At 58.3% G+C, this 21,692-nt stretch carries 20 protein-coding genes; 10 read left to right on the forward strand and 10 right to left on the reverse strand.

What is annotated here, in order from left to right:
* Nucleotides 1-205 precede the first annotated feature (205 nt).
* Genes eefC through eefA form a run of 3 tightly spaced genes read right to left on the reverse strand, consistent with a single transcriptional unit; the run spans nt 206 to nt 5,805 of the window.
* On the reverse strand, nt 206-1,570 hold the full coding sequence (gene eefC, locus ABLU78_RS03520; RefSeq protein ID WP_015703856.1) for a multidrug efflux RND transporter outer membrane subunit EefC: 1,365 nt from the start codon (nt 1,568-1,570) through the stop codon (nt 206-208).
* 3 nt (nt 1,571-1,573) lie between these two features.
* A complete protein-coding gene (gene eefB / locus ABLU78_RS03525) occupies nt 1,574-4,681 on the reverse strand; it encodes a multidrug efflux RND transporter permease subunit EefB (RefSeq protein ID WP_048229851.1) in 3,108 nt (1,035 codons plus the stop codon).
* Nucleotides 4,681-5,805 (reverse strand): multidrug efflux RND transporter periplasmic adaptor subunit EefA, encoded by a 1,125-nt coding sequence (eefA, locus tag ABLU78_RS03530; RefSeq protein ID WP_348820127.1) that lies wholly within the window; start codon nt 5,803-5,805, stop codon nt 4,681-4,683. The genes eefB and eefA overlap by 1 nt, the downstream gene beginning before the upstream one ends.
* 287 nt (nt 5,806-6,092) lie before the next feature.
* Between eefA and ABLU78_RS03535 the strand changes: the two genes are divergently transcribed.
* Nucleotides 6,093-6,509, forward strand: coding sequence for a GNAT family N-acetyltransferase (locus tag ABLU78_RS03535; protein WP_020077651.1), 417 nt, complete (start codon nt 6,093-6,095; stop codon nt 6,507-6,509).
* 176 nt (nt 6,510-6,685) lie between these two features.
* On the opposite strand, the gene ABLU78_RS03540 is transcribed toward ABLU78_RS03535, so the two are convergent.
* Nucleotides 6,686-7,333 carry a TetR/AcrR family transcriptional regulator gene (locus ABLU78_RS03540; protein WP_348820129.1) on the reverse strand — a complete coding sequence of 216 codons (648 nt, stop codon included), beginning with the start codon at nt 7,331-7,333 and terminating at the stop codon, nt 6,686-6,688.
* A gap of 80 nt (nt 7,334-7,413) precedes the next feature.
* Between ABLU78_RS03540 and ABLU78_RS03545 the strand changes: the two genes are divergently transcribed.
* Nucleotides 7,414-8,907, forward strand: coding sequence for an MDR family MFS transporter (locus ABLU78_RS03545; RefSeq protein WP_015369093.1), 1,494 nt, complete (start codon nt 7,414-7,416; stop codon nt 8,905-8,907).
* On the opposite strand, the gene ABLU78_RS03550 is transcribed toward ABLU78_RS03545, so the two are convergent.
* A complete protein-coding gene (locus tag ABLU78_RS03550; RefSeq protein WP_162866950.1) occupies nt 8,904-9,875 on the reverse strand; it encodes a LysR substrate-binding domain-containing protein in 972 nt (323 codons plus the stop codon). The genes ABLU78_RS03545 and ABLU78_RS03550 overlap by 4 nt on opposite strands.
* 39 nt (nt 9,876-9,914) lie before the next feature.
* Between ABLU78_RS03550 and ABLU78_RS03555 the strand changes: the two genes are divergently transcribed.
* The gene (locus tag ABLU78_RS03555) at nt 9,915-10,544 is read left to right on the forward strand and encodes a pyridoxamine 5'-phosphate oxidase family protein (protein WP_015703862.1); all 630 of its coding nucleotides are present in this window, start codon (nt 9,915-9,917) and stop codon (nt 10,542-10,544) included.
* Nucleotides 10,544-11,014: a nuclear transport factor 2 family protein gene (locus tag ABLU78_RS03560; protein WP_015369090.1), complete on the forward strand. Its 471-nt coding sequence runs from the start codon at nt 10,544-10,546 to the stop codon at nt 11,012-11,014. Before ABLU78_RS03555 ends, ABLU78_RS03560 begins: the two co-directional genes overlap by 1 nt.
* A 19-nt stretch (nt 11,015-11,033) precedes the next feature.
* Here the strand turns inward: ABLU78_RS03560 and ABLU78_RS03565 are convergent, their stop codons facing one another.
* Entirely contained in the window at nt 11,034-11,570 is a 537-nt protein-coding gene (locus ABLU78_RS03565) for a peroxidase-related enzyme (protein WP_015369089.1), read from the reverse strand.
* A gap of 116 nt (nt 11,571-11,686) precedes the next feature.
* Between ABLU78_RS03565 and ABLU78_RS03570 the strand changes: the two genes are divergently transcribed.
* The 3 genes from ABLU78_RS03570 to ABLU78_RS03580 all read left to right on the forward strand — a co-directional run bounded on the left by ABLU78_RS03570 (nt 11,687) and on the right by ABLU78_RS03580 (nt 13,949).
* Nucleotides 11,687-12,592, forward strand: coding sequence for an AraC family transcriptional regulator (locus ABLU78_RS03570; RefSeq protein ID WP_020077648.1), 906 nt, complete (start codon nt 11,687-11,689; stop codon nt 12,590-12,592).
* 62 nt (nt 12,593-12,654) lie between these two features.
* A complete protein-coding gene (locus tag ABLU78_RS03575; RefSeq protein WP_045375196.1) occupies nt 12,655-13,557 on the forward strand; it encodes an EamA family transporter in 903 nt (300 codons plus the stop codon).
* A 101-nt stretch (nt 13,558-13,658) separates the two neighbouring features.
* Entirely contained in the window at nt 13,659-13,949 is a 291-nt protein-coding gene (locus ABLU78_RS03580; protein ID WP_015703867.1) for a YicS family protein, read from the forward strand.
* A 45-nt stretch (nt 13,950-13,994) separates the two neighbouring features.
* Here ABLU78_RS03580 and ABLU78_RS03585 read toward each other — a convergent pair whose 3' ends face one another.
* A complete protein-coding gene (locus ABLU78_RS03585; protein WP_020077647.1) occupies nt 13,995-14,945 on the reverse strand; it encodes a LacI family DNA-binding transcriptional regulator in 951 nt (316 codons plus the stop codon).
* A 293-nt stretch (nt 14,946-15,238) separates the two neighbouring features.
* Between ABLU78_RS03585 and ABLU78_RS03590 the strand changes: the two genes are divergently transcribed.
* The 3 genes from ABLU78_RS03590 (at nt 15,239) to ABLU78_RS03600 (ending at nt 18,546) form a co-directional block, all read left to right on the forward strand.
* Nucleotides 15,239-15,553, forward strand: coding sequence for a PTS sugar transporter subunit IIB (locus ABLU78_RS03590; protein WP_015369080.1), 315 nt, complete (start codon nt 15,239-15,241; stop codon nt 15,551-15,553).
* Nucleotides 15,554-15,564: 11 nt separating this feature from the next.
* Nucleotides 15,565-16,890 carry a PTS cellobiose transporter subunit IIC gene (locus ABLU78_RS03595; RefSeq protein WP_015703869.1) on the forward strand — a complete coding sequence of 442 codons (1,326 nt, stop codon included), beginning with the start codon at nt 15,565-15,567 and terminating at the stop codon, nt 16,888-16,890.
* A gap of 276 nt (nt 16,891-17,166) precedes the next feature.
* Nucleotides 17,167-18,546, forward strand: a complete 1,380-nt coding sequence (locus ABLU78_RS03600) for a carbohydrate porin (RefSeq protein ID WP_048229847.1) — start codon at nt 17,167-17,169, stop codon at nt 18,544-18,546.
* Between the two features lie 370 nt (nt 18,547-18,916).
* Here the strand turns inward: ABLU78_RS03600 and phnV are convergent, their stop codons facing one another.
* From phnV to phnT, 3 genes are read right to left on the reverse strand one after another with little or no spacing between them, the layout of a single operon-like run.
* Complete coding sequence (phnV, locus tag ABLU78_RS03605; protein ID WP_047064056.1) at nt 18,917-19,714, reverse strand: 2-aminoethylphosphonate ABC transport system, membrane component PhnV; 798 nt, start codon at nt 19,712-19,714, stop codon at nt 18,917-18,919.
* Between the two features lie 2 nt (nt 19,715-19,716).
* Nucleotides 19,717-20,577, reverse strand: a complete 861-nt coding sequence (gene phnU, locus ABLU78_RS03610) for a 2-aminoethylphosphonate ABC transporter permease subunit (RefSeq protein ID WP_002923191.1) — start codon at nt 20,575-20,577, stop codon at nt 19,717-19,719.
* A complete protein-coding gene (phnT, locus tag ABLU78_RS03615) occupies nt 20,577-21,689 on the reverse strand; it encodes a 2-aminoethylphosphonate ABC transport system ATP-binding subunit PhnT (protein WP_045412616.1) in 1,113 nt (370 codons plus the stop codon). Before phnT ends, phnU begins: the two co-directional genes overlap by 1 nt.
* Nucleotides 21,690-21,692: the final 3 nt, after the last annotated feature.

Consider the following 21,692-nt stretch of genomic DNA (forward strand, 5'->3'; position numbering starts at 1 on the left):
TATTCTCAGTTGCGCGCAGTATAAGGAATTTTTTATTCCATTCATGTGAAGAGTATCACGATTAATACGCTTGGGATAATAGGAGAATTGTAGGTATAGCCAGAGATATTGCGGTAATAAAGGTGGAATATTTTATTACCGCAACCTGGAGTTAACGCATGTGCCAGGAGTGATTAAGGTGCTATAACGCGTCCGAAGAGGAACATTAACTGGCGCCGCCGCCCAGCGATTGCCAGAGCGTAATGCGGTTATTGAGGTCGGTCTGCTGCAGCGACAGCAGCGTCGCCTTCGCCGACCACAGCGTCCGCTGGGCGGTCAGCACCGACAGATAGTCGCCGACCCCGGCCTGATAACTCTTCATCGCGATATCCAGCGACTTCTGCTCGGCGGCAACATACTGCTGCTGGGCATCGAGCTGTTCACTCAGCGTTTCCCGGCGCGCCAGCGCATCGGCAACGTCCTTAAAGGCGCTCTGAATGGATTTCTCGTAGGTGGCAATCAGCCCCTTTTTCTCAGCCTGCGCATAGCGTAGCTGCGCCAGATTACTGCCGCCGGTGAACAGCGGCAGGCTGATGGACGGGGCGAACGACCACACCTGCATGCCATGGCTAAACAGCGACGATAGCGAGTCGCTGCCGACCCCGGCGCTGGCGGTCAGCGAAATGGACGGGAAAAAGTTCGCTCGCGCCGCGCCGATATCGGCATTAGCGCTCTTGAGATTATGTTCCGCCTCCTGAATATCCGGCCGGCGCAACAGTACCGATGACGATACCCCCGCCGGCACCAGCGCGATGCTGTTATCCCCCAGGCTCTCCAGCGTACCGGGCAGCAGGCTCTCCGGCACGGTTTCCCCGGCCAGTAGGTTAATGGCGTTTTTATCCTGCGCCACCAGCGTACGATAGCTGGCGACGCTGGCTCGCGCCTGCTGATAGACGCTTTCCGCCGAACTTAAATCACCGGCGGAGGCGGTGCCCACCGCCATCTGGCGAGCGACGATTTTACGCGAGTTCTCCGCGCTTTCCATCGTCTGCTGTGCCAGCGCCAGATTGCTATTATCCGTCGCCAGCGTCACCCAGGCGGTGGTCAAATCGGCAATCATCGTCAGTCGGGTATTTTGCGCGGTGAATTCGCTGGCAAGCCAGCTTTCTCGCGCCGCGCGCGACAGGCTCTGGTTCTTGCCGAACAAGTCCAGTTCGAAGCTCGAGACCGCGCCGTCAGCCTGCGAGGTAGAACTTAGGCCGCTGGCGATCGTTTTGCTGCGGGTATGGCTCAGCTCGGCATCGACGGTGGGAAACAACGATGCGCGCGTTTCGCCATACTGGGCGCGAGCGGCTTCAATATCGGCCAATGCCTTTTGCACATCGCGGTTGCTATTAAGCGCGATGCTGACCACTTTTTTTAACCGCGCATCATTGACCACTTTTTGCCAGTCGCCGACCACCGCCGTTGATTCGCCGTGCGCGCCGGGAAGGGTCGCCGGCACCGGCGCGGCCGGGCGCTCGTAGTGCGGGTCAAGAGAGACACAGCCCGCGGTCAGGAGCGCGATAAACATTAAACTCAAACGAAACATAACTTACTCCTGAGAAGGACGTGGGCGGGTAAAGAGACGCTTCACCAGCACAAAGAACAGCGGGACGAAGAACACCGCCAGCAGCGTCGCCGTCAGGGTGCCGCCGATAATCCCGGTACCAATCGCCACGCGGCTGTTGGCCCCGGCGCCGGTAGCAATGGCCAGCGGCAGTACTCCGGCGATAAATGCCAGCGAGGTCATGACAATCGGGCGCAGACGGGTCTGCGCGGCGCGGATCGCCGCCCGCGAGAGCGAATAGCCCTCATCCACCGCGGATTCAGCGAATTCAACGATAAGGATGGCGTTCTTCGACGACAGGCCAATAGTCGTCAACAGCGCCACCTGGAAATAGACGTCGTTACTTAAGCCGCGCAGCGTGGCCGCCAGCGCCGCGCCAAGCAGGCCTAACGGGATGACCATGATCACCGAGAACGGCACCGACCAGCTTTCATACAGCGCCGCCAGGCACAGGAACACCACCAGAATCGAAATGGCGTACAGGCTCATCGCCTGGCCGCTGGCCAGTTTTTCCTGTAGCGAAATACCGCTCCATGCCCAGGTGGAACCCGCCGGCAGGCTATTGGCCAGTTTTTCCATTTTGTCCATTGCCGCACCTGAGCTGAAGCCCGCGGCGTTTTCCCCCTGGATCTCAAAGGCGGCCGAGCCGTTGTAACGTACCAGGCTTTCCGGGCCGTATTCCCAATGGGTGGTGGCGAACGCGGTGAACGGCGTCATGCTGTTATCGCTGCCGCGGACAAACCATTTACCAAGATCGGACGGCACGGCGCGCGCGTCGCTCTCGCCCTGGATGTAGACCTTTTTCACCCGGCCGCGATCGATAAAGTCGTTGACGTACGTGCCGCCCCAGGCGCTGGAGAGCGTATCGGTCACGTCGCTGAGCGACAGCCCCAGCGAGACGGCTTTATTGTTATCGATATCCACCTGCAGCTGTGGCATTTGTGGCAAATCGTTGGCGCGAACCGACTGCAGTTCGCCGCTCTGATTGGCTGCGGCCAGCAGTTGGCTGCGCAGCTTCATCAGGCTATCGCGATCGGTACCCCCGCTGGCCATCAGCTCGAAAGTGAAGCCGTTACTTTGCCCAAGGCCGTCCACCGATGGCGGCGTCATGGCGAACAGGGTGGCGTCGCGGATCGCGCCCAGCTCTTTGTTGGCGCGCAGCGCAATGGCTTGCGCGGTATTTTCGTCGCCTTTGCGCTGCGACCAGTTTTTCAATGAGACGAAGGCCATTCCGGCGTTCTGACCGCTGCCACTGAAACTGAAGCCGTCGACGGTGAAGATAACCTCGGTATTGGCTTTCTCTTTGGTGAGGAACCAGTTGGTCACCTGACGGCGCACCTCGGCGGTACGCACCGCGGTCGCCCCGGCAGGCAAGGTGTACTGGACCATGATTTCGCCCTGATCCTCCACCGGCAGGAAGCTGCCCGGCAGTTTCCACATCGCCAACGCCATCGCCCCGCAAATCAAGGCGTAAGCGCCCATCATCACCGCGCCGCGGCGTAGGCCGCCGAGTACGCGACGCTGGTAGCCATCTTCCGTACGCCCCCACAGGCGATTAAAGGCGCCGAAGAAACCTTTGTCATGAGGTTTGGAGTGGCTTAGCAGCGCGCCGCACAGCGCCGGAGTGAGGGTTAACGCTACGACCACCGACAGCATCATCGCCGAGATAATCGTCACCGAGAACTGGCGATAGATTACCCCGGTCGAACCGCCGAAAAAGGCCATTGGCAGGAATACCGCCGACAGCACCAGGGCGATCGCCACCAGCGCGCCGGAGATTTCGCCCATCGATTTTTCGGTGGCTTCGCGGGCGGGCAGCCCTTCGTCGCGCATAATCCGTTCGACGTTTTCCACCACCACAATGGCATCATCCACCAGCAGGCCGATCGCCAGCACCATGGCAAACAGCGTCAGGGTATTAATGGAGTAGCCGAACAGCGCCAGCACCCCAAAGGTGCCAAGTAACACGACCGGTACCGCTACCGCTGGAATGAGCGTCGCGCGGAAGTTCTGCAGGAACAGATACATTACGCAGACCACGAGAATAATCGCTTCAAACAGCGTCTGGATAACATCCTCGACCGAGATTTTGATGAACTCGGTGCTGTCTTTCGGGTAGGCGATATCGTAGCCCTGCGGCATCTGACGCTGGAATTCAGCGATTTTGCTTTTCACCAGCGTCGCGGTATCCAGCGCGTTGGCGCCGGGCGCCATCATCACCGCAATCCCGGCGGCGGGGTGGCCGTTCAGATTAGCGGTAGCGGTGTAATCCTCGCTGCCCATTTCCACCCGCGCGACATCGCTCAGGCGCACCACTGAACCGTCGGACTGGCTCTTTACAATGATCGCTTTGAACTGGTCAGGAGTTTGCAGCCGCGACTGCGCGCGCACGGTAGCAGTCAATTGCTGGGCATTGGACGACGGTAGCGCGCCGATTTTACCCGCGGAGACCTGCACGTTCTGCGCCTCAATCGCCGACTGTACGTCGGAAGGCATCAACGAGTAAGAGGCGAGTTTGGTCGGATCCATCCAGATGCGCATCGCGTATTCGGCGCCGAATACCTGCAGGCTGCCGACGCCCTCCACGCGCGCCAGCGGGTCCTGCATATTGCTGACCAGCCAGTCGGAGATATCGGAACTGGTGGCACGGTTGGTTTTGTCATACACCGCGAGGATTAACAGGAAGCTGCTTTGCGATTTTTCTACCGTTACGCCAGATTGCTGTACTTCACTCGGCAGACGCGATTCCGCCTGCTGCACTTTGTTTTGCACCTGTACCTGAGCGGTATCCGGATCGGTTCCCTGCTCAAAGGTGACGGTAATACTTACCGTACCATCCGAACTGCTGGTGGAGGTGAAATAAAGTAAGTTATCCAGCCCGGTGAGCTGCTGCTCGATAACCTGGGTGACGCTGTTTTCCAGGGTTTCTGCGGAAGCTCCAGTATAGGTCGCGGATATTTTTACTGCTGGCGGGGCGACGTCCGGATATTGTCCCACCGGCAGCGTGCGGATCGCCAGCGCCCCGGCAAGCATGATAAGGATAGCGATCACCCAGGCAAAGACCGGGCGACGCACGAAGAAACGGGAGAACATCAGGCATTGCCTCCGTTATTTTTGACGGCAACGGCCTTCACCGCTTGTCCGGGGGACACTTTACCGGTGCCTTCGACAATCAGCTTGTCGCCCGCTTTCAGACCGCTCAGCACCAGCCATTTATCGCCGTAGATATCGCCGGTTTGCACGGTACGCTGCTCAACGTTGTTGTCGGCATCGACAACCAGCGCCGTGGCGTCGCCTTTGGCATCGCGGGTGATACCCTGCTGCGGCGCGAGGATCGCGTCGTTCATGATGCCTTCATCGATACGCGCGCGGACAAACATTCCCGGCAGCAGGACGTGCTGCGGGTTGGGGAAGATGGCGCGCAGAGTCACCGAGCCAGTGGATTCATCGACGGCGACTTCGGTGAGCGCCAGACGCCCTTTTTCGGGATAGGTACTGCCATCTTCAAGGGTTAACGTCACGCTGAGGGTATCGCTGTTGCTGGCCAGGCTCTGCCTGCGTAAACGCAGGAGATCGACACTGGATCGCGTCAGATCGACATACATGGTGTCGAGGCCGCGGATCGTCGCCAGCGCGGTATCCTGGTCGGCAGAGACCAGCGCTCCCGGCGTAACCGAGGAGATGCCGATGCGCCCGGCGATCGGCGCGGTGACGGTGGTCCAGTTCAGGTTGATGCGCGCGCTCTCGAGCGCCGCTTTTTTCGACTCCACGCTGGCCTTGTCCTGGGCGCAGGCGGAGGCGGCGTCGTCGGCATCCTGGCGAGAGACGCCGTTATCTCTGACCAACGACGCGTAGCGCTGGGCTTTCTGGCAATCAGAGACCACCAGCACCTGCGCCTGCTTCAACGCGGCCGCCGCTTCGTTCCAGGTGGCGCGATAACTGGAGGGATCGATCTGGTAAAGGGCCTGCCCGGCCTTCACCATATCGCCTTCGGTAAACAGGCGCTTCTGAATGATACCGCCGACCTGCGGGCGCACTTCGGCGCTGAGCGAGGCGGTAGTGCGGCCAGTCAGTTGGCTGACCACCGGCACCGGCTGGGCTTGCAGCGTAACAATTCCCACCTCCGGCGTGGGTTGTTGCGGCGCAGTTGTCTGCGCATTATCGCATCCGCTCAGGAGAAATAATGCTGTCGCGATGGGGGCTATGATGTGTTTCATTTTATTTTCTCAAGATGTAAGACGTCCCCCCGTGAATTAAATCGCGAGGAAAAGAGGGGCGCGGTGACATTTCGTCTCAATGGAAATATCGCAATAGAGCTCAGATGTTCCTTAACACTATTATTATTGTGGGGATTCTCAGCCCGCCCTTTCGAAAGTCATGGAAAGGTTATTTCGCTTACTTTGAAGGTCAAAATTAAGACAAAAAATAATGGAGAAAATAAGAATATTTTGTGAAAGTCAGGAGAGGAAAATATAACGATAGCCTGTGCAACTGGAGAAACTTAATGGCTCTAATAATTACAAAAAGCATTAATCCCGACGATCAACAAGAATTGTTTGCCGGCCTACGGCAGTATAATCAGCAGTATCTCGACGCAGATCAGTTTGGCGATCTGGGCATTTACTCCCGCGATGAGCAAGCGGTGATGCGCGGCGGGCTTATCGCCAAACGCAAAGGCAACTGGCTGTGTATCGAATACCTGTGGGTGAGCGAAGCGACGCGCGGCAACGGTCTGGGCCGCGAGCTTATGCAGGAAGCGGAACGGCAGGCGCAGGCGTTGGGCTGCAGTCATCTCCTGGTCGATACCTTCAGCTTCCAGGCGCTGCCGTTTTATCAGAAATTAGGCTATCAGTTGCAGATGTCGCTGCCCGATTTCCCGCACGCGGGTATGCAACGCCACTATTTATCGAAGACGCTGTAACGATAACCGTGGATAAGGAGCGACTTTTGCGCCGGATGGCGGCTACGCCTTATCCGGCCTACAGTTCTTTGGTAGCCCGGACAAGGCGCAACGCGCCGCCTCCGGGAAAATCCCTGCGCCAGGAGAGCCATAAGGCAGAAGCAGTATCAGCATCTGAATTAACACAAAATCACGCCTTAACCGCCGACCCCGTCTCCCATTAACGCCAGCGCGTGGCTAACAATGGTCTGCCGGGTTACCGCCTGTAAGCGCGGGTCGCTATGGATGCGCGAGAACGGCACCAGCACCAGGCTAATCACCGTGGTAAACAGCAGTTCCGGCGCCAGCGCCGGGTTAATTTTCCCCTCCTGCTGCCAGCGGCGAACCGTCTCCAGCATCACCTGAAAACGCTCCTCGCCGAAGCGCGCATCCATGTGCTGGCGCAGCATCGGCATCTCGCCGATGATCTCCTGCATCCACAGCGGCGCGAACCAGGCATTTTGCTCCGCCATGTCCGCCAGCGTCTCAACCATCATCGTCAACGCCGTTACCGGATCCTGCGGATGGTCGACGAAAATGCGGCTGATATCGTTGCGCAGCGGCATAAAGCGCTCTTCCAGCAAATTCTCAATCAGCGCTTCCCGCGACGTAAAATAGTAATTCAGCATCGCCGGCGTCACCCCGGCCTCTTTGGCAATGGCATTGAGCGACACGCGGGCCGCGCCGTGACGAGCAAACAGCGCCAGGGCGATATCTATCAACTGCTCGCGGTTAGCGGTTCCCGGTTTTTTACCGCGTGGCCGACCGGGGCGGCGCGACGCTTCATTAGCTTTTTGTGCTGGCATATGTTGGCGATCTCTTGACCCGATTCATCATTTCACTAAATATTAATTATGCATTTAATTAATTTCAAGCGAGTGATGCAATGACATCTGAAGTCGCAAACCAACCGGCGCCCTCAATCCGCCTGCTGTTCAGCGCCCTGCTGCTGGTGATGCTGCTGTCGGCGCTGGACCAGACCATTGTCTCCACCGCCTTGCCTACTATCGTTGGCGAGCTCGGCGGACTGGATAAACTCTCGTGGGTGGTTACCGCCTATATCCTCAGCTCGACCATCGTGGTGCCGCTGTACGGTAAATTCGGCGATCTGTTCGGGCGTAAAATCGTGCTGCAGGTGGCGATCGTGCTGTTTCTTGCCGGTTCCGCGCTCTGCGGGCTGGCGCAAAACATGACGCAATTGGTACTGATGCGCGCGCTACAGGGGCTCGGCGGCGGCGGCCTGATGGTGATCAGCATGGCGGCGGTCGCCGACGTTATCCCACCTGCCAACCGCGGACGCTATCAGGGACTGTTCGGCGGCGTCTTCGGCCTGGCGACGGTTATCGGCCCACTGATCGGCGGTTTCCTGGTACAGCACGCCTCATGGCGCTGGATTTTCTATATCAACCTACCGCTGGGCCTGTTCGCGTTGCTGGTCATCGGCGCGGTATTCCACAGTAGCAACAAACGTAGCCAGCATCAGATTGACTGGCTGGGGGCTATTTACCTCAGCATGGCGCTGTTATGCATCATCCTGTTTACCTCGGAAGGCGGCAGCGTCCATGCGTGGAATGACCCGCAGCTGTGGTGCATTCTGGCCTTCGGCATCGTGGGGATCATCGGTTTTATCTACGAAGAACGGATCGCCGCCGAGCCGATTATTCCGCTGTCGCTATTCCGCAACCGCAGCTTCCTGCTGTGTAGTCTGATTGGCTTTGTTATCGGCATGTCGCTGTTCGGTTCGGTCACTTTCCTGCCGCTCTATCTGCAGGTGGTGAAAGAGGCGACGCCAACCGAGGCCGGGTTACAGTTAATCCCGCTGATGGGCGGCCTGTTGCTGACCTCGATCATCAGCGGCCGGGTGATTAGCCACACCGGGAAATACCGGATTTTCCCGATTATCGGTACCCTGCTCGGCGTGACCGGCATGGTGCTGCTGACCCGCATCACCATACATTCGCCAATGTGGCAGTTATACCTGTTTACCGGCGTGCTCGGCGCGGGCCTGGGGCTGGTGATGCAGGTACTGGTGCTGGCGGTACAGAACGCGATGCCGGCGCAGATGTACGGCGTCGCCACTTCCGGCGTGACCCTGTTCCGCTCGATTGGCGGCTCCATCGGCGTGGCATTGTTCGGCGCGGTCTTTACCCATGTGCTGCAAAATAACCTGCAGAAACTGCTGCCGGAGGGCGCGGTGCTGCCGCCAGCCATGAACCCGGTGGCGGTACAGCATCTGCCAGCGGCGATCCGTCTCGATTATCTCGACGCCTTCGGCGCGGCGATCCATGCGGCATTCCTGATGGCGGCCTGCATTATGGCCGTCGCGTTTGTCCTTTCCTGGCTATTGAAGGAGGCGCCGCTGAAAACCGCGGCGCATTAAACGGCCCCGGCAATGCGTAGCAAGGACTGGCGCAGCGCCGGCGCGGCAAAATCGATAAATTTCCGCAGCTTAAGCGGAGCCAGCTCCCGCGCGGTATATAACAAATGAACCGGCGCGGGCTCCGGCTCGACGCTTTCCAGCAGCAGACGCAGTTCCCCGCAGCGCAGGCCATCCAGCGCCTGGTAGTGTAGCAAGCGGGCCACGCCAACGCCCAGCCGCGCGGCATCGGCGGCGCTCTCCGGCGTGGTGACGGCTAACACCGGCGGCAGATGAATGAGCTGGTCCTCGCGCTCAACGGCGCGAAAGCGCCAGCCGCGATAGGGCATCGGCGATTCAATACGGATGATCGGCAGCGCCGCCAGATCGCGCGGCCGCTGCGGTTCGCCGTATTTCGCCAACAGCGCGGGATGGGCGCAGGCGACAATGCGCATCGCGCCGAGCCGGGTCGCCACCATGCTGCTATCAGCCAGTTCGCCAATCCGTACCGCCAGATCGATATGGTCGTCGACCAGATCGGCATTACTGTCGCTAAGTAACAAACGTACGCGAATTTGCGGATAACGGGCAATAAATTCACTAATGACTGGCAGAACGTGCTGGCGACCAAACATCGTCGGCGCGGAGATCACCAGCTCGCCCTTCGGCTCCTGGTATTCACCCGTTGCCCGGCGTTCGGCGTTTTCCACCTCTTCGAGGATTCGCCGCGCGGCGGCGACATAATCGACGCCGGCATCGGTGAGGGTGAGTTTACGGGTGGTGCGCGTCAATAAACGGACTCCCAGCGCGCTCTCCAGCTCGCCGATATTACGGCTCACGGTAGTCAACGGCGTATTCAGCGCCCGCGCCGCCGCCGACATACTGCCCAGTTCAGTGACTTTCACCAGCAGCGCCATAGCGCTTAATCGGTCCATTATTCTCCCGCTTTCCGGAAAGATGATTACCAGATAAGCAGTATTATCATTTTTCACAGCACAGTCCATGATAGCCCCCTACCTTCAGGAGGCGTTATGGCAGCAACCTTTCTCGATATCGCTATCACCCCGGATGTCATGGATGTGCAACATGAAATGGGCAGCGACCAGCTGTGGCAAACGCCGCACAGCCGCCGTCAGGCGGATCGCTTCGGCGCCAGCGAAGAGGGGATGATCGCTACCCGCGACAGTTTTTATCTGGCGACGGTGTCGCAAAGCGGCTGGCCCTACATTCAGCATCGCGGCGGCCCGCCGGGTTTTCTGCGCCTGCTGGATGACACCACGCTGGCCATGGCCGATTTCGGCGGTAATCGCCAGTACATCACCACCGGCAACCTGCGCGGCAGCGACCGGGCCTGCCTCTTTTTGATGGATTACCCGCGCCGTGCCAGGCTGAAAATCTACGTCACCGTCGAGGTGCTGGCGGCGGAAGAGCAGCCTGAGCTGCTGGCATTAGTGACGCCGACAAACTATCGCGCCCGCATCGAACGCCTGTTTCGTTTTCATCTGCAGGCTTTTGACTGGAACTGCCCGCAGCACATTACGCCGCGCTACAGCGCACAGCAGGTCGCGGAATACAGCCAGAGCCTGCAAGAGCGTATTCATGAACTGGAGCAGGAGAATCAGCGCCTGCAGCAACAATTATCCCCAAAAGGAGAGTTTTGATGAGCGAACAACGTCCCCCGTTACCGCCGTTTACCCGCGACAGCGCCGTGCAGAAGGTGCGCGCCGCCGAAGATGGCTGGAACAGCCGCGATGCGCAAAAAGTCGCGCTGGCTTATACCGTGGATAGCGAATGGCGCAACCGCAGCGAATTTGTCCACGGACGGGGGCAAATCGTGGCGTTTCTGCAGCGAAAATGGCGTAAAGAGCTACAATACCGGCTGATTAAGGAGCTTTGGGCGTGGCAGGATAATCGCATCGCCGTACGCTTTGCCTACGAGTGGTGCGACGACAGCGGCAACTGGTTTCGTTCATACGGCAATGAAAACTGGCAGTTTGATGAGCACGGGCTAATGTCCACGCGCTACGCCTGCATCAACGATTTGCCGATCGCGGAAAGCGAGCGCCTGTTCCACTGGCCCCAGGGTCGCCGCCCTGACGATCATCCGGGGCTAAGCGAATTGGGACTGTAAACAGGCGCGCGACGACGGGTTAATCGGCTTTCGGGAAGTCCACTACCGTGTCGTTAACCCGGTTCACCATGTTGGTGAACAAGATGGCGCTGACGGCGCTGATGATCTCAATCACCTGCTGGTCGCTAAAACCGGCGTGACGCAGCGCGGCGACGTCCGCTTCCGGCAGCGTACCGGTGGTGGTCACCAGGGTTTGGGCGAATTTCACCAGCGCGTCCAGGCGCGCATCTTCCGTATACTCGCCGCGGCGCAGGGCGTGGATTTGCTCGCCGCTGAAGCCCGCTTTTTTGGCCATCAGGGTATGGGCGGCCAGGCAGTAATCACAGCCGGTCGCTTCGCTGACCGATAAATTAATCGCCTCCAGCTCCTGCGCGCTGAGGCTGCTTTTATGCAGCATCGCGTTGTGCGCCAGCGCCTGCTGCAGCGCCGCCGGCGAGTGGCCGCCGATGGTCAGATAGGCATTCGGCACTTTACCCATCGCTTTTTTAATTCCGGCGAAAATATCGGCGGCTTTACCGGTGGCATCTTGTTCACGGATATCGGCTAAACGGCTCATGGTGTACTCCTGTTATTTGAGGGTATGTTGTGGCAATGGAGACATCTTAGTGGTCGGCGACGTGCTAGACTGGCGCTCTTCGTCTCATTTTTTTGTCTTATCGTCTCAGGAGTCGCATGGATAGTTTGAGCCATCTGTTGACGCTGCTGGCCCCGCGTTGCGAAGTGAATCTGCATTGCCGTTTCGGCGGCCGCTGGCAGGCCGGACACGATCAAATGCGAGCGGGCGTGGTGCCGTGGCACTTTGTGTTGCGCGGCGAAGGGCGCCTAACCGTCGGTCATCAAACCCGCCACATGCGCGCCGGCGACGTGATCCTGCTGCCGCACGGTTCGCCGCATCTGATGGAGAGCCTGGTGGAGTGGGGTCAGGTACTGCCCGTCGCCCACCGCTTTAACGGCACGCTGACGGAAGTCCGCACCGCCGAAGAGAGCGATGCGCTGGAGATGCTGTGCGGCGAGTTTTACTTCGGCCCGCATGTCAACTGGCTGTTCGCCGAAGAGTCGGCGCTGATCCATTTACATACCGATGAGCGCGAAGATTGCCCGGAACTGGATATTTTGCTTAACGTGCTGGTACGCGAAAGCCTGGCGGAACATCCCGGCGGCAGCGCTATCGTACGCAGTCTTGGCGATACGCTGCTGGTACTGCTGTTACGTACCCTGCTCGGCGCGCAGGAGCCGCCGGGCGGCCTGTTGCGCCTGATGAGCGATGCGCGGCTGATGCCGGCCGTTCTCGCGGTGCTGGCCGCGCCGGAACAGCCTTGGACTATCGAGAGCATGGCGGCGCGGGCGTTTTTATCGCGCGCCACCTTCGCCCGCCATTTTGCCCGCGTCTATCATCTGACGCCACAGGCGTGGCTGTCGCAACTGCGGATGGCGATGGCCGCTCGCCTGCTGCATCTCGATCGCCAAGCGCGGCTGGAAGTGATTGCCGAACGCTGCGGTTTTCAATCACAGGCTTCGTTTGCGAAAACCTTTAAAAAACACTACGGCATGACGCCGGGCGAGTGGCGTCGGCAGTAAAGCGCGCGCCGCGTCGCGCCGTGCTATGATTCCTGCTTTGCGCTATTTCACGCGAGGGAAAAATGGGTTCCAGCAAAAGAGGGATGTTGAACGTATTGATCGCCGCCGTCCTGTGGGGCAGTTCCGGGGTCTGCGCGCAGTACATTATGCAGCAAAGTCAGATGTCATCGCCCTATCTGACCATGATCCGCCTGCTGTTCGCCGGGCTGATTTTGCTGATGCTCGCCTTCGTTCACGGCGACAAAATTTTCCGCGTTATGCAAAACCGCAAAGATGCCCTCAGCCTGCTGTTTTTCTCGCTGGTCGGCGCGTTAACCGTGCAGTACACCTTCCTGATGACTATCGAGAAGTCGAACGCCGCCACCGCCACGGTGCTACAGTTTTTGTCGCCGACGATTATCGTCGCCTGGTTCGCGCTGGCGCGTAAGGCGCGGCCCAGTCCCTTTGTGCTACTGGCGATTGGCACCTCGCTTGCCGGCACCTTCCTGCTGGTCACCCACGGCAACCCGACCTCGCTCTCCATCTCGCCGGCGGCGCTGTTCTGGGGGATCGCCTCAGCCTTCGCGGCGGCGTTTTATACCACCTATCCCTCAACGCTTATCGCCCGCTACGGCACGCTGCCGATCGTCGGCTGGAGCATGCTGATTGGCGGGGCGATGCTGTTGCCGTTTTATGGCAGCCAGAGCGCGAACTTTGTAGTGAACGGCCGTCTGCTGCTGGCGTTTTTCTATCTCGTGGTGATCGGTACCTCGCTGACCTTCAGCCTGTATCTCAACGGCGCCCAGCAGATTGGCGGCGCAAAGGCCGGGATTCTCAGCTGCGCAGAGCCGCTGAGCAGCGCCCTGCTCTCTCTATTGCTGTTGGGCATTACCTTTACCCTGCCGGACTGGCTGGGGACGCTGTTGATTCTCTCTTCGGTCATTCTCATCGCGGTGGATTCCCGGCGGCGGGTACGCGCGGCGTAATAGCAATCATCTGATTTTAAACAACAAAAAGTGTCTAACATTTGCGCAATTCACCTGCTGCGCATATAGTTGACTGAAGCGAAAAGTGAAGGAGAAGCGCCATGAAAGCGTGTTGGATGTTGTGTCTGGTTACTGCCCTTAGCGCCAGCGCGGCGTGGGCCGAATCGCCGCTGCAAAGCCTGCAGTTTGAGCAGCAAAAACAGCAGGTGTTGAAAGCGGTGAAGGAAAAATGCGCCCCGGCGAGCACCCTCAGCGATACCGATTTCGCCAATAAAATCCTCGCCTCGAAAGACAACCAGAGTTACGTTCGCGAAGCGACGCTGGCGAAAGAGCGCAATAATCAAAAAGGCTATCTGGCCGCCATTGATAAAATTCGCTGCCCGGGTAAATAACGGGCTGAATTATCAGGAAAACCGTTGCCTGCCGCGACGGTTTTTTTATTTCCCCCAACGCTCGGGAATAATTAAGTCGCCGCGCAGCAGGCTGCCGCCGGGCTGCGGGCTTTTGCCGATCAGCCAGTTGACGATCCGCGAAGCCATCGCATCCATCGAATACTCAATCGCTGGGATGGTCGGAATACCCGGCATCTGCAGCGAACCCGCGAGACTGAAGACCATTACTTTTTCCGGCACCGCGCGGTTAAACGCCTGCAGCTGCGGCACTACCCGCTGCGCCTGCAGTTCATCGCTCACCAACAGCGCATTAAAGTTCAGGGTAGTGGCGTTATTCATCAACTCCTGTACCGCCACCGACGACGAGGCGCAGTCCAGGAAGACCAGGTTGCGATTAAACGGCAGGAAGTTCTTCTCCAGCGCATGCTTATAGCCCAGCAGCACCTGATCGGCAAAGCCGCTCCCCTGCGGATGGATCAGCGCAATCTGCCGCCGCCCCTGATTAATCAGATAATGACAGGCGGTTTCCGCGGCGAAGGCGTGATCAAACTGAATACTGTTCTCGCCATCGCTTTCCAGACAATCAATCAGCACCACATCGGGGCGCTCGATCTGCAGCGGAAAGCGCGCGCCGATGATCAGCACGTCATCGCACAGGCCACAGGTGAGTTCATCCAGCGCGCTTAATACGTCGCCGCGGTTATTGGCGAAGCGCAGCAGTAGATGCTTCTGATGCTGGCTGAGCTGTTTTTCCAGGGCGTAGAGATAGCTGGTGGTCTGATTGATGTTGTCCTGCGCGCAAATCACGCCGATACAGCCCGTCGACTGGCTCAGTAAGGATTGGGCAATCATATTGGGCCGGTAGTTCAGCGTTTCCGCCGCCTGAAGCACCGCCTGGCGGCTGGCCTCTTTTACCCCGCGCGAACCGCTCAGCACGCGCGAAACCGTGGCTTTCGATACCCCGGCTAACCGTGATACATCATTGATTGTCGACATCTTTTTTCCCCTGGCAGGTGCGGCTTAGCCCCTGTAACGCTGTGTCCTGAATCGCTTCAATTATAACCAGCGGCAGTATAGCCGTTTCCTTTTTTATTTGGAAACCGATTTTCCATTTCGGCAAAAAACCACGCCAAATCGACATTATTTTGTGAGCGAAATCTAATTAGTAAGCCCGCTAACGGTGAGTTATTGACCGCGCTCACAGTTCTGTTTTTTATAAATGGAAACCGGTTTCCGTCTGATATCAAATCATCCTCGCAATAACTTTTTACATATGAGGAAAGCCGTCGATGTACAAGATTATGCTGTGTTGCTCCGCCGGGATGTCCACCAGCCTGCTGGTGAGGAAAATGGTGGATGCCGCAAAGGAACGCGACCTGCCGGTGCAGATTGACGCCTATGGCGTTGCCGAATTTGATATGCAGTTTCCACAATACCAGGTGGTGCTGCTTGGCCCCCAGGTCAAATACATGCTGAAAATGCTTAGCGAGAAAGCCGCTCCCCTGAATATTCCCGTCCAGCCTATCGATACGATGGATTACGGAATGCAGCGGGGAGATAACGTTCTGAATTATGCCCTGTCGCTGATCGCCGCGGCGCACTAAGAGGTGTTCAAATGAGTTCTCTGTATCAGTCGATGATTGCCGTGATCGAGCAATCTATTACTCCGCTGGCAGGACGCCTTGGGCAACAGAAATATGTTATCGCCATCCGCGATGGCTTTACCGCCGCATTGCCGTTCATGATCATCGGCTCTTTCATGCTGGTATTTATCTTTCCGCCTTTCTCGCCGGAGACCACTAACGGCTTTGCCCGCGGCTGGCTGGACTTTTCCCAGCAGTACCGTGAACAGCTGATGCTGCCGTTTAATCTCAGCATGGGCGTCATGACCTTCTTTATCTCGGTCGGCATCGGCGCCAGCCTCGGACGCCAGTTCCAGCTCGATCCGGTCATGTCCGGCCTGCTGGCGTTTATGGCCTTCCTGCTGGTCGCCGCGCCCTATGCCGATGGCAAAATTTCTACTCAGTATTTATCCGGCCAGGGCATTTTCACCGCGCTGATCACCGCCATCTACTCCACCCGCGTTTACGCCTGGCTGAAGCAAAACAACGTGACCATTCGCCTGCCGAAAGAGGTGCCGACCGGCGTCGCCCGTTCGTTTGAGATCCTCATTCCGGTACTGGTGGTCATCGGTACTCTGCATCCGCTCAACCTGTTCATTGAGGCGCAAACCGGCATGATCCTGCCGCAGGCGATTATGCATCTGCTGGAACCGCTGGTCTCCGCCTCCGATTCGCTGCCGGCGATTCTGCTGTCGGTGCTGATGTGCCAGATTTTCTGGTTCGCCGGTATTCACGGCTCGCTTATCGTTACCGGCATTATGAACCCGTTCTGGATGGCCAACCTGTCAGCAAACCAGGCGGCGCTGGCGGCCGGCGCGGCGCTGCCGCACGTCTACCTGCAGGGCTTCTGGGATCACTATTTGCTGATTGGCGGCGTCGGTTCGACCCTACCGCTGGCCTTCCTGCTGCTGCGTAGCCGGGTCACGCATCTGCGGACTATCGGCAAAATGGGTATCGTGCCGAGCTTCTTTAATATCAATGAACCGATTCTGTTCGGCGCGCCGATCATCATGAACCCAATGATGTTTATCCCCTTCGTCTGCGTGCCGATGGTCAACGCGGTGCTGGCTTACGGCGCAACCCGCCTTGGCTGGCTGAGCCAGGTGGTGTCGCTGACGCCGTGGACGACGCCCGCGCCGATTGGCGCCTCGTGGGCGGCTAACTGGACTTTAAGCCCGGTGGTGATGTGCGTTATCTGCATGGTGATGTCGGCAGTGATTTATCTGCCATTCCTGCGCGCCTATGAGCGTTCATTAATAAAGAATGAAGTCGAAAAGGCGAAAAGCGTTGCACCGGTCGCCGGGGCCGTTAGCCAGTAATTCCTGTATTACCTGAAAATATGTATTTATGCGGAAAAGGGATTTTCGCCAAATAATCTGATTATAAACGCAATAACCTCAGGAAATATATTTTGAGAAAAAATTAATACATCTGCATTTGTACTAGCCGTTAAATTTCGCCACTGAGAGTAAGATATTTATTCTCCGGCGTAGCTGTACCCTGAAAAAACAAATCAGCTTATTTTGGTTATTTTTATTTTAACCAGAATGGGGCGGTTATTGTCTGCATATATTAATTATTAAAGTGAGATAACCATGAATACAGTTAAAAAGCTGCCATTGGCCATGGCGGTTATCGCCGCGCTGTGCCCAATTTCCGTACTGGCGCAGGATTTTACTCAGGAACAGATCGACGCCATCGTCGCGAAAGCCGTCGATAAAGCGCTGGCCGACCGCCAGGCTAAAATCGACGCAGCGGCCGATAAAAAGGTCGACGTGATGACCAACCCGCAAACCACCGCCGCTTCGCCGGATCTGGCGATCCCTTTCGGCCTGAAATTTAGCGGTTACGCCCGCTATGGCGCCCACTTCCAGACCGGCGACCAGAAATATGTTGGCGTCGACGGCTCCTATAACGGCGCCTCGGCGATCGGCCGTCTCGGTAACGAAAGCAACGGCGGCGAATTCCAGATCAGCAAAGCGTTCAAAAGCGCGCAGGGGGCCATCTGGGATCTCAACGTCATGTTTGACCACTGGAGCGACGAGGTTAACCTGAAAAAAGCCTACGTCGGCGTCACCAACGTCCTCGAATCCAACCCCAACGCCTATATCTGGGCCGGCCGCGACTTCCATCAGCGCCCGCAACAGGGGATCAACGACTACTTCTGGATGAACCACGACGGTCAGGGCGCGGGGGTGAAGAACTTCGATATCGGCGGCGTGCAGTTCGACGTGGCGACAGTGTCGCAGGTGAAATCCTGTAGCCCGGAAGTGATGGCCGATGAGACCAACCCGTCGCGCATCACCTGTACCGGCAGCTCGGATACCGGCGATAACGGTCACTACGCGCTGACCACCAAAACCCACAATATCAAGGCCGGGCCGATCGACATCGAGGTGTACGCCAACTACGGCTTTGACTCAAAAGCGGTGGACAGCGACGCGCGCCTCGATGCCTGGCAAGGCGGGCTGGTGCTGAGCCATACCAACGACAGCGGAGTGAACAAGGTTATCCTGCGCTATTCCGATAACTCGGATAACAGCGTCTATAACAAAACCGACGACCTGACCACGGTTTACGCCAGCTTCGAGGGCAGCCATAAGTTCACTCAGCAGGCGCAGATCGAGTATCTGCTGGCCTTCCACGACTACGACAACGGCAAGGATAATACCGACAACCGTAAAAACTACGGCGCGATCGTCCGGCCAATGTACTTCTGGAACGATGTGCACTCGACCTGGCTGGAAGCGGGCTACCAGCGCGTTGACTACGACCAGGGCGGGGATAACCACGGCTGGAAGCTGACGCTGTCGCAGAACATCGCCATCGGTATGGGGCCGGAGTTCCGCCCGATGCTGCGCTTCTATGTGACCGGCGGCCAGGTGGATAACGAACACACCGCGAAAGTAGACGGCACCAGCGACGAGCGGCTGGATTCGCTGAACATCGGCGGCATGTTTGAGGCGTGGTTCTGAGGTAATAACCTGTGCCCGCATTTATGCCGGATGGCGGCATAAATGCCTTATCCGGCCTACGGTCCGTGCGACCTACCTTTAATTTATTCACTATGCTGGCTGAAACTGCCGGTGTTGGCGGCCTCAAAATCCCCGGTGGCGCTGCCGCTTACCGGGGCTACAGCGCTGTGCGATTTGGTAGCCCGGAGAAGGCGCAACGCGCCGCCTCCGGGAAAACCCCTGGCGGCGACTGGCCGCCCTCTGTGCGCTCCCTGTGCCATGAGAGTCATAACGCAGAAGAATATCTACGGAAAACCTCCTCCCCGTAGGCCCGCGCAAGCGTAGCGCCGCCGGGCAGTCAGACCCGTGCCCAGGTGGCGTCATCAATTCTTTATCTCTGGCTTAATCGGCGGGCGATGCGCTCAAGCTTCATCATCAACAGCAGCGTGACGCCCACCAGCACAATGGTCAGCGCCGAGCCATCGGCGATATTGCCGCGATCGGTGAGGCTGAAAATAGTCACCGGCAGCGTCGTCCAGCCCGGCGGATAGATCATCACCGTCGCGCCCAGTTCCCCCATCGACAGCGATAAGCTCAGCGCCAGCGCTGAAATCATCCACGGCGTCATCAGCGGCAGCGTCACATGACGCAGGCGATACCACGGCGAGGCGCCAAGACTGGAGGCGACGTTTTCAATATCGGCGGAAATCCGCGCCAGCCCGGTCGTTACGTTGCTGAAGGTAAAGGCGGAAATCAGTACAAAGTGCGCCGCCAGGACGATCCAAAAAGTACCATTCATCTGCAGCGGCCCCTGGCTGAACGCCACCAGAATGCCCAGTCCGACGGAAACCGAGGGGATAGCGCTGGGCAGATAAAACGCCAGACCAAGATATTTCTGTAACTTCGCACCATACTGGCGCAGCGCCAGCGCCGCCCACATCCCGCACAGCAGCGCCAGAAGGCTGGCGCAGAAGCCCACCATCAGGCTCGAAAACAGCGAATCCCACGCCGCGCCGCGAAAGGCGTTAACAAAGTGGGTAAAGGTAAAGCCGGTGGGCAGCAGGCCGTTCCATTGTTTACTCAGGCTGGAGAGTAAAATCACCGCCAGCGGCAGCAGGAAAATGCCGGCAAAAAGCGTCACCGCCAGCGCGCCCGCCGCCGCGCGGCCTTTACGCGACCAAATCAACATCGTTAACTCCTTACGCCAGTGCGCGCCGCCGCCAGCCGATAGAGCATAAACAGCCCCAGCGACAGCAGAATATTAATCAGCGCAATCATGCAGGCCACGCTGTAATCCGACTCCAGAATCGCCTTGCTGTAGACCATCATCGGCAGGGTATTAACTCCTTTGGCGCCAATAAACAGCACGATGCCAAACTCGTTGGTCGTCAACAGCAGGCACAGGCTGCCGCCCGCCATCAGCGCCGGTAGCGCCGCCGGGAAGATAACCTGGGTAATCACCCGTAGCGGATGGGCGCCGAGAATACTCGCCGCTTCCAGCTGGCTCTTATCTATCTGCCGCAGTCCCGCCATCAGCGGGCGCATCACCAGCGGCGTAAAGACGGTAATCTCCGCCAGAATCACGCCGTTAATCGAATAGAGAAAGTCTACCGGCGGCAGTTCAAAAGCAAACAATGCCATCAGGGTGCCGTTGAGCAGCCCCGCCGAGCCGTAAATAAAGGTGAACGCAAGAGTGATAAGAAAGGTCGGCAGCGCAATAAAAGTATCAATGACCCGGCTCACCAGTTGGCTGCCGGGGAACGGAATAAATACCAGAATCAGCGCCAGCACGCTGCCGAGCACCAGGCAGCCAAGGGTGGCGAACACTGCAATCTGTAAGGTATTGAGCAGCGCGCCAATAAAGCGTTTTGAGTCAATCACCTGCCAGAAAGTTTCGAGGCTTAGATTGCCGCTGGCGTCACGTAATGCCTGTTCGGCGATCAACAGTAGCGGATAGAAAAATAGCGTCGCCAGCACCAGCAGCGGCAATGCCAGCCACAGGTAAGGGCGTAAGTTTCGCGCCGGACGCGCAAGCGTGAGGGTTTGCGCCATCATTGCACCTCGATCAGAACCGCATCGCCAGGTTCGAAGTAGAGCGCCAGCTTGTCCCCCGCGCGCGGCAGCGGGTTCACGTGGGTCATCACAATCCGCACCGCTTCGCCGGCAACATCGCACAGCAGATGCGTCAGATCGCCCTGCCAGTGTACCGAGGTCAGGGTAGCATTGAGACGATTACTGGTTGCCGATCGCGGCGCCAGGCTCATGTGCTGCGGGCGAATGCATAACAGCTTGTTGTTGCCATGCAGGCCGCCCCGGCTGAAGGCGTTAATCAGGCCGCCGCCACAGCTCACGCTAACCAGCCCCGGCTCGGTGCTGTCTTTCAGCGCCGTCGCCTGCAGGATATTGGCGCGGCCGAGGAATTCGGCGCTAAAGCGGTTCGGTGGATAGTGATAGAGCTCGTGCGTTTCGCCGTGGGCGATCAGCGAACCGTCTTTCATGATGCCGATTTTGTCCGCCAGGGTCAGCGCTTCGGTCTGATCGTGGGTGACGTAGAGAATGGTCAGTTCCGGCAGTTCGCGGTGCAGACGGGCAATCTCTTCCACCATGTTATGACGAATTTGCGCATCCAGCGCCGACAGCGGTTCATCAAGCAACAGTACCCGAGGACGCACGGCAATCGCGCGGGCTATCGCGACGCGCTGCTGCTGGCCGCCGGAAAGCTGATGCGGGTAGCGGGTGGCGTAATCCGCCATACCGACGATTTTTAAGGCTTCAGCCACCCGCTCGGCGATAAGCGCCCTGGGCTGCTTTTGCGCCCGCAGGCCGAAGGCGACGTTATCTTCTACCTTCATATGCGGAAACAGCGCGTAGTTCTGCACCACCATCGCCAGCCCGCGTTGATACGGCGGCAGCTGGGTGACGTCAGTATCACCGATCACAATCCGACCGCCAGCCGGTTGCACAAAACCGGCAATCGCCCGCAGCACCGTGGTTTTCCCGGAACCGGAAGGGCCTATCAGCGCCAGCACCTCACCGGGTTCAATGGTCAATGACAGCGGTTTTAAGACCACGTTGCCGTGGTATGAAACACGCAGCGAGTCCAGGGTGATCCCGGAAGTCCCCGCCAGCGACGGGGAAGAAGTGACGGTGGTTTTCATCAACATCAG

Origin of the sequence: Klebsiella sp. JN_Kp122, assembly GCF_040062085.1 — a bacterium.
GTDB classification, from domain to species: domain Bacteria; phylum Pseudomonadota; class Gammaproteobacteria; order Enterobacterales; family Enterobacteriaceae; genus Klebsiella; species Klebsiella aerogenes.